19 protein-coding genes are annotated in these 13,072 nt (G+C 42.0%); 7 read left to right on the top strand and 12 right to left on the bottom strand.

Annotated features, from left to right (window positions below; genetic code table 11):
* The first annotated feature begins 105 nt into the window (after nucleotides 1–105).
* A complete protein-coding gene (locus tag HWQ23_RS16770; RefSeq protein ID WP_292830134.1) occupies nucleotides 106–1,020 on the top strand; it encodes a DNA adenine methylase in 915 nt (304 codons plus the stop codon).
* On the opposite strand, the gene HWQ23_RS16765 is transcribed toward HWQ23_RS16770, so the two are convergent.
* The 6 genes from HWQ23_RS16765 to HWQ23_RS16740 form a co-directional block, all read right to left on the bottom strand.
* Nucleotides 1,017–1,505 (bottom strand): PD-(D/E)XK nuclease superfamily protein, encoded by a 489-nt coding sequence (locus tag HWQ23_RS16765; RefSeq protein WP_292830132.1) that lies wholly within the window; start codon nucleotides 1,503–1,505, stop codon nucleotides 1,017–1,019. The genes HWQ23_RS16770 and HWQ23_RS16765 overlap by 4 nt on opposite strands.
* A gap of 245 nt (nucleotides 1,506–1,750) precedes the next feature.
* Nucleotides 1,751–1,894 carry a type II toxin-antitoxin system RelE/ParE family toxin gene (locus tag HWQ23_RS16760; protein WP_292830177.1) on the bottom strand — a complete coding sequence of 48 codons (144 nt, stop codon included), beginning with the start codon at nucleotides 1,892–1,894 and terminating at the stop codon, nucleotides 1,751–1,753.
* Between the two features lie 32 nt (nucleotides 1,895–1,926).
* Nucleotides 1,927–2,052 (bottom strand): hypothetical protein, encoded by a 126-nt coding sequence (locus HWQ23_RS16755; protein ID WP_292830130.1) that lies wholly within the window; start codon nucleotides 2,050–2,052, stop codon nucleotides 1,927–1,929.
* Complete coding sequence (locus tag HWQ23_RS16750) at nucleotides 2,045–2,266, bottom strand: addiction module protein (protein ID WP_292830128.1); 222 nt, start codon at nucleotides 2,264–2,266, stop codon at nucleotides 2,045–2,047. Before HWQ23_RS16750 ends, HWQ23_RS16755 begins: the two co-directional genes overlap by 8 nt.
* Nucleotides 2,267–2,382: 116 nt before the next feature.
* Nucleotides 2,383–3,603, bottom strand: coding sequence for a HetZ-related protein (locus HWQ23_RS16745; protein ID WP_292830126.1), 1,221 nt, complete (start codon nucleotides 3,601–3,603; stop codon nucleotides 2,383–2,385).
* Nucleotides 3,604–4,012: 409 nt separating this feature from the next.
* Nucleotides 4,013–4,672 (bottom strand): L-threonylcarbamoyladenylate synthase, encoded by a 660-nt coding sequence (locus HWQ23_RS16740; protein ID WP_292830124.1) that lies wholly within the window; start codon nucleotides 4,670–4,672, stop codon nucleotides 4,013–4,015.
* On the opposite strand from HWQ23_RS16740, the gene HWQ23_RS16735 reads away from it, so the two are divergent.
* Nucleotides 4,649–4,798 (top strand): hypothetical protein, encoded by a 150-nt coding sequence (locus HWQ23_RS16735; RefSeq protein WP_292830122.1) that lies wholly within the window; start codon nucleotides 4,649–4,651, stop codon nucleotides 4,796–4,798. The genes HWQ23_RS16740 and HWQ23_RS16735 overlap by 24 nt on opposite strands.
* 27 nt (nucleotides 4,799–4,825) lie before the next feature.
* Nucleotides 4,826–6,106, top strand: a complete 1,281-nt coding sequence (gene larC / locus HWQ23_RS16730) for a nickel pincer cofactor biosynthesis protein LarC (protein ID WP_292830120.1) — start codon at nucleotides 4,826–4,828, stop codon at nucleotides 6,104–6,106.
* Between the two features lie 59 nt (nucleotides 6,107–6,165).
* Here the strand turns inward: larC and HWQ23_RS16725 are convergent, their stop codons facing one another.
* Nucleotides 6,166–6,699: an REP-associated tyrosine transposase gene (locus HWQ23_RS16725; RefSeq protein WP_292830118.1), complete on the bottom strand. Its 534-nt coding sequence runs from the start codon at nucleotides 6,697–6,699 to the stop codon at nucleotides 6,166–6,168.
* Nucleotides 6,700–6,772: 73 nt separating this feature from the next.
* Entirely contained in the window at nucleotides 6,773–8,356 is a 1,584-nt protein-coding gene (locus HWQ23_RS16720) for an NAD(P)H-hydrate dehydratase (RefSeq protein ID WP_292830116.1), read from the bottom strand.
* A gap of 237 nt (nucleotides 8,357–8,593) precedes the next feature.
* Here HWQ23_RS16720 and HWQ23_RS16715 point away from each other — a divergent pair, with 237 nt between their 5' ends.
* On the top strand, nucleotides 8,594–8,854 hold the full coding sequence (locus tag HWQ23_RS16715) for a hypothetical protein (protein ID WP_292830114.1): 261 nt from the start codon (nucleotides 8,594–8,596) through the stop codon (nucleotides 8,852–8,854).
* A 174-nt stretch (nucleotides 8,855–9,028) separates the two neighbouring features.
* On the opposite strand, the gene HWQ23_RS16710 is transcribed toward HWQ23_RS16715, so the two are convergent.
* The 3 genes from HWQ23_RS16710 to HWQ23_RS16700 all read right to left on the bottom strand — a co-directional run bounded on the left by HWQ23_RS16710 (nucleotide 9,029) and on the right by HWQ23_RS16700 (nucleotide 10,499).
* The gene (locus HWQ23_RS16710; RefSeq protein WP_292830112.1) at nucleotides 9,029–9,835 is read right to left on the bottom strand and encodes a hypothetical protein; all 807 of its coding nucleotides are present in this window, start codon (nucleotides 9,833–9,835) and stop codon (nucleotides 9,029–9,031) included.
* A 307-nt stretch (nucleotides 9,836–10,142) separates the two neighbouring features.
* Nucleotides 10,143–10,307, bottom strand: coding sequence for a hypothetical protein (locus HWQ23_RS16705; protein ID WP_292830110.1), 165 nt, complete (start codon nucleotides 10,305–10,307; stop codon nucleotides 10,143–10,145).
* Between the two features lie 60 nt (nucleotides 10,308–10,367).
* Nucleotides 10,368–10,499 (bottom strand): hypothetical protein, encoded by a 132-nt coding sequence (locus tag HWQ23_RS16700; protein ID WP_292830108.1) that lies wholly within the window; start codon nucleotides 10,497–10,499, stop codon nucleotides 10,368–10,370.
* A gap of 158 nt (nucleotides 10,500–10,657) precedes the next feature.
* Between HWQ23_RS16700 and HWQ23_RS16695 the strand changes: the two genes are divergently transcribed.
* Nucleotides 10,658–11,269, top strand: coding sequence for a hypothetical protein (locus HWQ23_RS16695; RefSeq protein ID WP_292830106.1), 612 nt, complete (start codon nucleotides 10,658–10,660; stop codon nucleotides 11,267–11,269).
* An 83-nt stretch (nucleotides 11,270–11,352) separates the two neighbouring features.
* On the opposite strand, the gene HWQ23_RS16690 is transcribed toward HWQ23_RS16695, so the two are convergent.
* Nucleotides 11,353–11,721 carry a Dethiobiotin synthetase gene (locus tag HWQ23_RS16690; protein WP_292830104.1) on the bottom strand — a complete coding sequence of 123 codons (369 nt, stop codon included), beginning with the start codon at nucleotides 11,719–11,721 and terminating at the stop codon, nucleotides 11,353–11,355.
* A gap of 208 nt (nucleotides 11,722–11,929) precedes the next feature.
* On the opposite strand from HWQ23_RS16690, the gene HWQ23_RS16685 reads away from it, so the two are divergent.
* Nucleotides 11,930–12,166 carry a hypothetical protein gene (locus tag HWQ23_RS16685; protein WP_292830102.1) on the top strand — a complete coding sequence of 79 codons (237 nt, stop codon included), beginning with the start codon at nucleotides 11,930–11,932 and terminating at the stop codon, nucleotides 12,164–12,166.
* Nucleotides 12,167–12,769: 603 nt separating this feature from the next.
* Nucleotides 12,770–13,015, top strand: a complete 246-nt coding sequence (psaC, locus tag HWQ23_RS16680; protein ID WP_012411495.1) for a photosystem I iron-sulfur center protein PsaC — start codon at nucleotides 12,770–12,772, stop codon at nucleotides 13,013–13,015.
* The last annotated feature ends 57 nt before the right edge of the window (nucleotides 13,016–13,072 follow it).

Genomic DNA, 13,072 nt, shown 5'->3' with positions numbered 1-13,072 from the left:
ATGACTTTATTCTAATACGTGTTGCTTTTGTCGCACCATACTAATATAAAATATAATTTCTCATTAATACCATGTAGTTTTCAATTTGATTATAAATTAATAGTAATGCTAACTCAACTCCATGATAAAAGTTATTATCGCCCATTCCTCAAATGGGCTGGCGGTAAAAGTAAATTAATTCACAAATATATTAAATATTTACCCCCAAATATTGGGAATATTAAGCGTTACTATGAACCATTCTTAGGCAGTGGCGCTTTATTTTTCTATTTAGCAAATCGATACTCGACAATCAAATCGTCATATTTAACTGATATTAATGAAGAATTAATTAATACATATCAATGTATTCAAAAAAACCTAGGCGATGTTATTTTTCTACTACAAGAGCATGAAAAACAACATAATAAATATGCTAATTATTATAAAATTAATGGTGGCAACAGTAAAAATAGCAAAGATAAAAATCAGTATTACTATAAAGTAAGAGATGAAAATTACGATAGAGATATTGAAAGAGCAGCTCGTTTAATTTATCTTAATAGAACCTGTTTCAATGGACTTTATAGAGTTAATTCAAAAGGTACATTCAATGTACCATTAGGTAGATATGAAAATCCCAAGATTTGTCAAATAGATTTACTGGATTCATCATCACAAGCACTTTCTAGGGCGGAGGTGAAAACAGCAGATTTTAAGGAGGTACTAGATTATGCAAACAGCAGTGATGATTTTGTTTATTTTGATCCACCATACTATCCTATTAGTAAAACTAGCTATTTCACAGCTTACAGTCCCCACTGTTTTAGTGAGTACGACCAAAAAAAATTGAGAGACATTTGTGCAACGCTAGCAAGCCGAGGTGTCAAAGTTATGGTATCAAACTCTTATTGTAAGGAGATCGAAGACATTTATAGAGAAATTGGTTTTGAAATACACACAATACAAGCAGCACGAACAATTAACTCTAATATAGAAAATCGAGGAACAATTTCAGAATTTTTAATTACATCTTATTAGAGATGGTTGTTTGACCACGCAATAAATCTATCCAAACTATAAACTGCTAATAAATTTTGATTATGGTCAACTTGTTTTTTAAACCAATCAAGTGCTTTTTGCCTCATGCCTTCGCCGCCCATCACTAAAATAGTTGGTGCAGGGTAAGAGGACTGAATATTTAAGTTGAGGTAAGGAAATTTTTCATCAACTGAACCACCACTTTCTTGCCATTTACACTCGATAATTAACCCAGATGGAAATTTAACTGAGTCCATAACGTAAAAGTCAACATATAGATCGGTTTGATATATTCCAGTTCCAATGTAAACACTTCTGGCGTAGCGTTTTGGTAGCACAGTAGAGTTTAATATGTATTCTCTTTGCTGCTGTTTCGGTACATTGGGACTTACTTTATAATATTCGTGTGCCCTTAATGTTCCTTCTACAGTCGTTTCTAAAACCTGACCAGATTTATTTGCCCGTCCGCCTTGACTCAGAGCCATCCTAAATTCCTCTGGTAAAATTACCTCTTATTCTAGGATTCCACGGAAGCAGTCACAAATAGTCAGTTGCTTAATATGAATTTTTGATAAAAGTACAAAAAATGGTATTTTTGTACTAAATAAATACAAATGTATTAATAATTTGGATGAGTAATGGGTTACTAATTCAAAGAAGGAGGAAAAGAAAGAAATTTCCTTTTGCTTTTTTCTCTTAACACTTTTCCTAGCTCTTGTAAACGTGCCTTCTATTGCAAGCGACTCCGCCATTTTTCTGGGTCTTGGGAACAGTGGAAAACAGCGTAGATAATAATCTCCTGTTCATTAAACTCGTAAAAAACGACGTAGGGAAAACGCCTAATTGTAGCGCGGCGATAGGTTTCATGAACAATCTGGTATGTGCTGGGGTGACACTGAATTAAATTCAGGCAGGCATCAATACTGCGTAGGAACTCACAGCGCCTAACCCAAATTCGCGCCCCTCGTACCAGTCATAAGCTTCAATAATGTCTAGTTCTGCGGCTATAAGGATAGTTAAGTTTCTAGCCATGCCGTTGAGAGATTCTGGCTTTTACATCTTCCCAACTGTTGCCAATGCCTGGGTTTTGCAGATATTCGGCTTTGCGACGGGCTAGTTCTTGTTTGTGCCAATCTAAAACTGGGAGCGCTGCTGGTGTAGCGGCAATCTCATCCCATAAATCTTCTACCAGTTGAAGTTTTTCCGCTCTCGAAATACTAGAGAGTTCGGTAAATACTGGGTTCATGGTTTTCTCTGATTTTATTCACCTTCATTATTACACCCCGAAACCGCCATATCTATAACAACATTTCTAATAACTAGGATTTAGCTTGGATAAATTTTAGTGATTTTGCCTTAGCTTCAACCTGTCTGAGCTTCAGTATGACCGTTGCGGATAGCCCATGCTATTTCTAAGAGTTGAGTCCAGCGCTTTTGTACCTGTTTGGGGGTGCATTTGATCGCTTTAGCGATCGCTTGGTCGTTTTGGCGTGCAGTTTTTAGGTGTAATATTTGCTGTTGCTGTTCTGTGAGTTGATTTACAAAGATTTCCCACTGCTGGGAAGATAAACCCAACTTTTGCTCTAAACCAGCGCCTAACCATTGATGTACCAATTGCCAGTGGTGTTGTTTGGCAAACTTTTCCACATGGTATTTAAACCGTTGTTGGAGATAATCGCGCTGACGGCTGGTTAAACCGAGAATTTGGTCAATTTCTGGGGCTGAGAGGTCTTGAAGTTTCAAGCTGAGGTAGTTCATACAATCAGATTGGCCTTGAGACTCCAGATATTTCATCAATTCAGTGATGACGCGATCGCGTTCTGACTCTTCTGATGGATCGAAATTAGTTTGGGCAATCATCTGCGATCGCAGTTGTTGCACCGCCGAGTTGCGCTGGTAAGATTCTGCTTCTTCACCCTTAGCAGACTCTACCGCCATTTCAATATCCACGGTAGTTTCTTGGGGCTGACGACGAGCAAATCCTTGGGCCCGCAAGATAATTAATTGCTGATTTGCGCCACCAGGTAAATTAATCCGGCGTTTGGCGTACTGCTCCGTAAAGGCCATGTATTCAGCTAATTGCAGCTGAGTACGCGGTGTGTGATCATTAGGTAGTTCGTTTTCTCTACGGAAAGCTTTGATAGCTTCAATATAAAATGCTTGTAAAAAATCTTCAATCAGGCTGTAACGAGCCTCAAAGCCCAACTCAGAGCCGGATATAGTTACATGACGGTAAACCATAGCACCCAAATTGCTATGTAATTCCACCCGCCCTTGCTTGGAACCTAGTTGGTAGTAACGTAAGCACTTTTGCATCCGATGCCTTCCCAACGTAATCTGCCAGGATTTGATTTGCCCAGATGTTTGGATACGAGAGCTTTTGTCGCAAATGCGTTCTACTTCTATGGCTATGCGCTTGGCTAAAGTTTCTACGCACTTCGGTGTTGCTTTCACTTGCGCTTGCATTTCGTGACACAGCAATTCAATCAAGGTATCGCTGCTGCTATCTGAAAATTCTTCAGTCGAAACGTGGTTCTCAAAAATGGGTGTAGAGTTTGGTAGATTGACGACGTTAGCTTTCATGACTTTTCCAGGTAGTAGTATTGCACCGTAATTACAACGCAGACACAGCAATCAAGACCGTCCAAGGCTTGTGAATCTTTGGGCATTCATCCATCAAAACTAGCCGCATGTAATGCTCACATCTAAAGCTCATATATATAAAACTGTAGGAAATACGAAAGAGTTACAGTTATGGCAATGTGTCGGTTTTTTCACAAGCCACCCAATTGACGCTGGGACAGGAGTATCCCCCATTTTCTCAAAGTTGTCAAATACCTTGCTGTGCCAACTGTTGCCACCATCCTGTTATATCCACTGCTTCACCGAACAGCCCGTCGTAGACATCGCCTTTAAGTATGACAATTTCAAAACTGGAGTCGTTTTTATCACATTTTCCGAAACAAAGAGGTGCGCCTGTGAAGTAGAATTCTTATACCCATGCTGCTGCTGCTTCCCAACCTAAACCCCTCCGCATCATTACTGCTTGGTCTCCGGTCATATCCAAGATGGTAGACACTTCATATGTAGGTTCCTCGCCAGTGTCTATAATTATGTCTACCAACTTGTCCAAACGGTCAAATAGCTCTACCCGCGACTGAACAGTTTCTGGATCTATCCGAATCATGCCATTATCTGCTTCATCTGGTGGCAGATGTGCCGAAGTTGAAATAATCGGATTGCCCAATGCTCTGAGCAACTCCAAACACACGGTATGGTTTGGTACTCTAATTCCAGTAGTTTTCCGCTTGGGGCTTTGCACCAATCGCGGTACTAACTTAGTAGCTGGGAGCAAAAACGTGTATGGCCCTGGAATCAGGCGTTTCATAATCCGATAGGCTGTGTCACTTACGAAGGCATAAGTTGCCACATTTGAAAGCGAGGGACATAAAAATGTCAGTGGTTTATCATTTGCTAGCTGTTTAATTTGCCGCACTCGTTCTACCGCCGACTTGGCATTCAAATCACAACCGATCGCATAGACTGTATCAGTAGGGTAAAGCATAACTGCGCCACTAAAGAGCGCCGACTTTATTTCCTCTATTCGGCGAATTTGAGGATTATCCGGATGAACTGGGAAAATTTTTGCCATAACACGGGGAGTGGGGAGTGGGGAGTGGGGAGTGGGGGCAGAGGGGCAGGGGAAGCAGGGGAAGCAGGGGAAGCAGGGGAAGCAGGGGAGAATAATTATAACCAATGCCCAATGCCCAATGACTAATGACTAATAAATAATGACTAATTTATTATGAATAAAATTGCTTATCTTCAATGTCCGACAGGAATTTCTGGTGATATGTGCCTGGGTGCTTTGGTAAGTTTGGGTGTTCCTGTGGAGTATTTAATTGAAAAACTCAATGGGTTGGGTATTGAACAGGAATATCAGTTAAGGGCAGAACTTGTCCAACGTAATGGTCAGCAGGCGACTAAAGTCCATGTGGATTTACTACACGATCGCCACCATCACCACGATCACGAACACAGTCATGATCACACACGCCACCTGCCAGAAATAGAGCGGATGATTCTGAAAGCGGGGTTGCCATCGCGGGCAGAAGCTTGGAGTTTGGCGGTATTCCGACAGCTAGCAGTAGCAGAAGGGGCGGTGCATGGCATTTCTCCTGAAAAAGTTCATTTTCATGAGGTGGGTGCTGTAGATGCGATCGTAGATATTGTGGGCACTTGCCTGGGGTTGGATTGGTTGGGGATTGAGAGCAATCAGTCAGGATTGCCTTTACTCTACTGCTCGGCGTTCCCGACTGGTGGCGGCACTGTTAAGGCTGCACATGGTCAGATGGCAGTACCAGTACCAGCAGTATTAAAGCTGTGGGAAATGCGAGGTTGTCCAGTTTATAGCAATGGGATTGACAGAGAACTAGTGACACCAACAGGAGCGGCGATCGCCACTACTTTGGCAAGAGATTTTGGTTCACCACCTGCGATCGCTATCAACCAGATAGGATTGGGAGCAGGAACCATAAATTTACCCATTCCCAATATTTTACGCCTCTGGCTGGGCGAAAGCGCAAGTTTAGAGTCTAATTTCAGCGATTCTGAAGATACTAGCTCAAATTTAGAAACGATATCAGTACTAGAAACCCAAATTGATGATTTAAATCCGCAAGCGATCGGCTATGTGTTTGAGGCGTTGTTTGCAGCTGGTGCGGTAGATGTTTTTACCCAGGCGATCGGCATGAAAAAGTCCCGTCCAGGGATTTTGTTGACTGTGATTTGTCATCCAGAAAATTTACTCAGTTGTGAAGCGGTTTTATTTCGTGAAACCACTACTTTGGGCATTCGGAGAACAACTCAGCAACGCGCCATTTTACAACGAGAAATTCAACAAGTGGAAATTGAATATGGTAAAGTGCGCGTCAAGGTAGCATGGAATGGACAATCACCAGAAAAAGTTATTGCAAATGTGCAGCCAGAATATGAAGATTGTGCAGAGTTAGCCCGAAAACATAATATTCCCTGGCGCGAAATTCAACGGTTGGCGCTACAGCGTTGGTATTTAGTCAACGGCTGATCCAAATCCTCGTTCCCAGTCTCCGACTGGGAATGCCATCCTCAAGGCTCCGCCTTTCCTCACACATGAATCAACTCCACTTGTAATAAACCTAGTTGCCCAATGTAATTGCGGTAACTAGAATACCGCCAATGTGCGGGATCATCCACATAACCACGTCTGACTGGATTGTTGTGAATATAATCTAACTTTTGTCTAAACATTTGTTCATCCAGAATTGCCTGCGGATGGAAACCTTCTTGCCAAAATTGATATTCTTGTCTTGTCTTATGTTTTAATTTGTAAAGCTCAAGCTGGTTAAGTATGTAGTTGGAATTATTTTTTTCAAGTAAGTCAATAATAGAGCGAGCCGTAAATGATTTAAAGTTTGCTATTTCTTTAGATAAACTGGCGGCAGAGGCGATTAGATGGAGATGATTTTCCATAATTACGTAACCGTACAAGGTTAAACGCTGCTGACATTGCAGAAAATTTAGGGAATCTAAAATAATTTGTGTAAATTCAACTTTGCCGAATAGTGGTATCCAATTTATAACTGTGCAGGTAAGGAAGTGTGGCTGGGTTCCTAATACGTGGTAGCGGCTGCGTCCCATGATTTTATTTTAAATTAGAGGCGGAGCCTCTAGGATGGCATTCCCAGTCTCCGACTGGGAACGAGGGATTTAACTAAGTTAGAGCTTTTAGCAAATATTGTGTCAATGTAAACGCATCTACACCCAATTCGGTACGCTCTTGGGCGGCTATTATACCCGCTTGCGAATGCCACCAAGCGGCAGTTACCACAATATCTTCTACGGGAATTTGTTTAGTTGCTGCTTGCGCCAACAATCCACCCAGTAGCCCAGTTAACACGTCGCCGCTACCGCCACGCGCTAAGGCGGGTGTACTTTCAGGAACAATCCAAACGTCACTTTCAGGGTTTGCGATCGCAGTTCTCGCCCCTTTCAACAATACTACCGCCCCACTTTGCGCGGCTGCTTCTTGTACTGCTTTCACCCTGTGATGTTTGGTATCGGCGACATCAGGAAACAATCGCTGGAATTCGCCAGTGTGGGGTGTGAGTACGGTTACTGCTTGGCGTTTTTTTAAAGTGGCGATCGCTCCCATTTGTGCCAAGATATTTAAACCATCGGCATCGAGAATTAGAGGGCGTTCGCTGTTAATCACTTCTTGCACAATCGAAGTAGCATCTCGTGTTAAACCGGGGCCACAAGCGAGCGCATTAAAGGAACTTAGATCGGTATTTTCTGGCAATTGCAATTGAGCGATCGCTCCAGTTTCCGTCTCTGGACAACCGACAATTAGCGCTTCTGGCAAATGTGACACCAAAAGAGATTTCAGCGATTCGGGTACGGCAATTGAAACCATACCCACACCACTAGCCCTAGCACCCAAACCAGTTAAAATTGCTCCACCTGCATAACGCCGCGAACCGCAAATTAACAGTAAATGTCCTTCCTTATATTTATGAGTGACTGATGGACGGGGTAGGGGTAAAGTAGCAAGTGCCGTTGCTGGTGTAATACGTTTAATCTTGGGTGTATCTTTGAGAACAGCTTCTACATCAGCTAAAGGAATATCAAAATCGATTAACTCAGCTTTGCCGAGATATTCCAGCGCCTGATCTTGGAGGAAAGCTAGTTTCCATAAACCCAAGCAAAAAGTGTGAGTGGCGCGAATCGCAGTTCCTAATACTTCGCCTGTGTCGGTGTGTAAACCCGAAGGTAAATCAATACTATAAATCGGCACAGGCAATTCATTTAGCTGATTAATTGCAGAGGCGATGGGATCAGTAAGGTTTCTTTCTAAACCAAACCCAAATAAGCCATCAATCAAAAAATCAGAATTTGGCAGTTGCTCAATTGTTTGATAAATTGGAACACCCAAATTCTGAGCATACTGCAAGTGCTGCGAAGTTAATTCTTTGAGCTTAGAGAAAGGAGAATAAATCCAAACCTCATACCCGCGAAAGTGTAATTCACGGGCTACTACTAAAGCATCCCCGCCATTATGACCGGGGCCGACAAGAATTCCGACACGGGGATTTAGGGAGGGGGAGAGTAATTTTGAATTGTTTCCGCTTTGTCCAAGGTTCGGGTAAATATCTTGAATGCGACGGGCAATTAATCCCGCGACCTTTTCCATCAAAGCTACTACAGGCATTCCCGCCGCAAAGATCCGTTCTTCAATATCGCGCATCTGCCCAGCAGTCACTACCACTTGCGAAATTTTTTCTTGCCTGTTCTGCATCAGTCTTGAGTGCTGAGTTATGAGTTTTAGGTTAACTGAAACTTTAGCAGATTTTAAATAACCTCAAGCAGCCTAACGACGAAAGTGCGATCGCTAAATGATTTAGAAAAGCTGTTTGATGAGATGAAAGCGCGTAAAGTAATTAAGGTGGCGATCGCTTATTAGTATTTTGGCAGCCAATTCACAGGGGACACTACAATGATTAGATATAGCACCACAGACATAGGCTAAAGCACTATGACTCCTCAAGTCATTACCCCAGTATTGATGATTGAACCCTCGTCATGGCTACGCTCTGGCATCACCATCGAGAAAGTTGATCATGTTAACCTTGCTAAGTTCACAGATGAGTTACATGCTCGTCTAGAAGAATTGCTTGAGAAAGGAAAAGCTGGATTGCTGACTCCTGAAGAAGAAGCCGAATATGCTGGAATTGCTGAACTGGAGCGCATCCTGACTTTTGTTAACGCTAAACTGATTGCGAGTCGTGGGTGTTAAAGATGGCACTCGGCAGTTTGTGCGTCTTTGATGGTTGAACTAGCGATGTCTATAGCTGCCAACATCGTGCAACAAGAATAAGACAACGATCTCCCATAAAAAGGTATGGCGCAAAACCACGATTTGGGATTGAAAGCAGTTATAAATTTTCTAATCTATGTCGATTTACTGACATTAGCCTTTTCTAACTGCTAAACGGGCATAATCTCCTAGCCATTCAGACTTTTGAGCCTCAGATTTCAAGCTAAAAAGCCCCATTTCTACCAATCCAATGATGACACTTTTGCGCCATAGTGCTTTTCTAAGACGTGTCCTTGATCTTTGCGATTGATCAAAATAAGCTTCCATAGAAATATCTGGCAATAACTGTAAATTCAAGTCACGCATTATTTTCTGGCGAAATTTTAGATGCGATCGCAATAGTTCTTCAGGAGTTACTCTCTGTTGAACAACAATTATCCCCCTTGGGCGGCGTAAAAAGGCATAGACAATAGCCTGAGTAGGAGAATTATCTCTAAAACTAACTGACCATTCTTGCTCTAAACCACTGCCAATAGCACAAAACACGATTGAACGCCCAGGTGTTTGCATGACTTCTGCAAAACAAAAATGTTTTGGATGGGAAAAAATTCTAGCGACAGTAAGGGAAGATTCTGACAGTTCTAAGTCACTAATTCTAGTAAAACCGAGAGACTCTAAAGCATTCGTGTAGGAATTGAAAGTCTTAGTATCTATTTGAGATAGAGCTTCTAACTGTGTGGGGACAAATTTTAATTTGCTAGAAATAGTTGAGAGAAATAGTATCTTGGCAACTACCTCAAATAATATAATAAATGGGATTATATTAGTAATTACATAACATATATCTGCCGGAATAAATTTTAGATTTAGTAGAAACTGGAGTATTACCTTAGCGACAAAAGCGTTCCAAATAAAAATGAAGCTAAAAGCATAGATATATGTAATTATTTTTGTTTTCATGTCTGGATATATTTGGGAATTTAAATGCAACTTGCTGGTAGATAGTCCGATAAATTTACTATCACTCTATGTATGGTTCCCAAAAAATGAATACCTCAAACATGAAAAAACAAGATTTACTACAGATCCTTCTCCCAAAGCTACGGTAGTGTACACAAGTCCTAAAAACCTAGCTTGATGAGGCTTTCCTCGTTCCCATGCGGAACATTTTCTACCGCGAAATAATCTGCGAACTGACAAGTCAGCGCTTGCGCTATCGCTTGCAAATCACGAGAAGCAGGGAGTGAGATAATGTACCGATTCATTCCTAAGCCTCTTTTGCTTGTTTCAACTGTGTTAAAAGCTGATTCACAAAAGTTTCACCACCAATTCTTTCTCCCCTTTCAAGTGATGCTATCCCTTCATCAATCTTGGTGCGAGTTTCTTCAAGCCATTCTTGATCGGAAAGAGTCTCTTCAGCTAAAAGGCGCAATAGACATAGGAGTGAAATTAAATATGCGTTACCCAGAACCCTTGTAGAGACGTAGCACTGCTACGTCTCTACATTCTTTTTCACTCGTATGTCTAATGCAGTTTGAATTCCTTGATCAACGCTGTTAAATCTACCTGTGGCTAGCAAAGCTTGAATTATCAGTTTTTGCTCTGGACTGAACGTAATGCTCATAACGATTCCATCCTTGGCTTTTTCTATGATACAGCCTTGATAAGTAAGATCCTTAATGTCTTAAGTTGGGTTGAGGTTTGAAGTAATCTTCCTGAAAACGGGAAGACTATGGTTACTTCACTAATGGGGAAATTTCCATGAAAGTCCTGAATAGGAAAATGCTGAAAAAATCTCTGCTTAACTGTCTAATTTTGCCTTTTTCTTTAGCAACCGGGCTGTGCGTGGGAACGCTTTTTGATTCCCAAGCGAATGCTTTACCAGGGCAAAGTACAGAGGAAGTAAGCGCCTGGATTAAAGCACATCCTACACTTCGCCCCAGGAGCGGGGAGCAATTATTTGTGCAAAAAACTGATACTGCTGCTCAACGATTCAGTTTTCAAGCGTCGGTGTTGCCTCCCGGTAGGATAGAATTTTCTAAAGACCGTAGCAGAATTCGGACTGAGCGCATTGCTATGTATGATGCCATTAACGGTATGACATTTGCGCGTCTCCAGGAATCCTTGCGGGTGATTTATGGCTTGGAGATTTATCAAGACTACGATCGCGCCCAAGTCGTGTACCAGTATCCCAACCAGAGCGTAATTAACTCGGCGCGTTTTGCCAAAACTCCGATTCGGGAAGCTTTAAAGGGAGAATTACGAGTAGGCGATCGCTATGTATATTGGGTGGAAATTGCCGAACCCAAGGCTGCCAAAGCTTTTACCGGTCAAATGACGATTTTGCTCAAAACTGACCTAGACAAGTTAGAAAGGGAACTGCAAAGTCGTTAATGGGCATTGGCCAAACAGGGCATTTCCCTTGTCTCCCTCATCCCCCTTATCTTTTCTTGTTTAAAGATTACTAAATTGGTGTTCTACAAGTTCCCCAACCCTATAGGAGCTAGGATTTGCCATATACCCGAAAAGATACTTTCAGATGCTAAGGAAATTCGTAGCAAATCTTCTTTCAGTAGTGGCGGCCAATCAACCCCGGCTTTACGCCCTGCGGAAAATAGCTGTTGCGCCTTAATGCTTAACTGATAAAGAGCTAAAGCCAGTTCTCGGTCTAGGCTCTTTGCATCTTTGAGGGCTTCAAACACCACTTTCAATGCCAACAAGATCGAGGTGATCTGACCGGGTACCGGCGGGTAACCGTGTTTCATACGCGTTAACAGCGCATCTGGGTTTTCCTCGGTTATGATTGTCTGATCTATGAGGAGTTTCCGAGCTGTTTCGTAATTCATGTAGTCAGTTTAGCGTAGATTTTGCTTCAGCAGGAATACCTAATTAAAAAGTCATAAAATTGGCTTCTGGTTATTTATAGCAATCTCATTTGATTTATGAAAAGATAGGCGTGGGGAGAACGATGGGGAATTTGCGATGCTCTAGGTTAACCAGATAGACTGAATATAATATTTTTGAAAATACACCCCGCTTGGAATCAGAAGCAAAATGATATCACCGAATTTACAAGAAATCGAGCGCTCCGTCCGTGCCTTGTCTGTGGAAGAACAACTTTGGCTACTAGAAAGCATTGCTCGACAAATCCGAGAAACTGAGTATACAAAAGATAAATTTACTGATGCCAAAAATCCCGAAGAACAACTGGAAGTGATGGTCAGTCAGCCAAAGATTCCAGCAGAAATTGCTGCTATAAAGGATGAGTTTGCGATTTCTGAAATCCTCTGATCTGTAAAAGTAAAAATTATGAGATTGCCAGACTTAAAAAGTCAAATATATAAGTTATCCGTGAGCGATCGCTAAAAAAATTGCTGAGTGCGATCGCTCATTCACTATAAAACGATCTCAAACCCCGCCCACCAGTGCCAAAGGGGATTCAGACCCACCATTACGAAAGTTGACCAGTAAATATGCAGATTTAGTGGGGGTCTAAAAAGAGTCTCTACCAGACGCGCTCTCTAAGCGGACTCCTCAAGGTAGAGAGCTGCCCTATCCGCCTATCATACAGAATTCATGGCTTTATTCTGACAACTGACGCATGAATTCTGTTTCGATAACTTCCCCATCTTATCTTTTCGATTAACTTTTCTTGCAGAACACTTTACTATTGAACCAATATTATGGTATTGCACTGGGGTAAATACGCTCCGATGATGTTGCTGATTAATAAGTCAATAGGGGCAATCTCGCAAAAACCAATATCAAGGGTGCTCATTACATTGTTTGAAGTTATGTAGCCTTTTGATTACGGCCTATCAACCACTGCGGTAAACTATGCGTTGATTATGATTCTTTCGCAGAGAAGAACACTCGAAAGGAGCGGTTTTTTCAATGTCTCATACTGTAAAAATCTACGATACCTGCATTGGCTGCACCCAATGCGTCCGCGCTTGCCCAACTGATGTACTGGAGATGGTTCCTTGGGATGGCTGCAAAGCTGCTCAAATTGCCTCTTCACCCCGTACAGAAGACTGCGTGGGCTGTAAACGCTGCGAAACCGCTTGTCCCACCGACTTTTTGAGCATCCGGGTTTACCTGGGCGCTGAAACAACTCGCAGTATGGGTCTGGCTTACTAAAAAGCTCAGTGCTGAGTCACCGGACTTCTGATCGTGATGCGGGTCTACTGCCCAACT

Source organism: Nostoc sp. JL33 (assembly GCF_017114985.1).
Classification (GTDB): Bacteria; Cyanobacteriota; Cyanobacteriia; order Cyanobacteriales; family Nostocaceae; genus Nostoc.
Note: the sequence above shows the minus strand (reverse complement) of the source record. Positions and strands in the feature narration are given on the sequence as shown.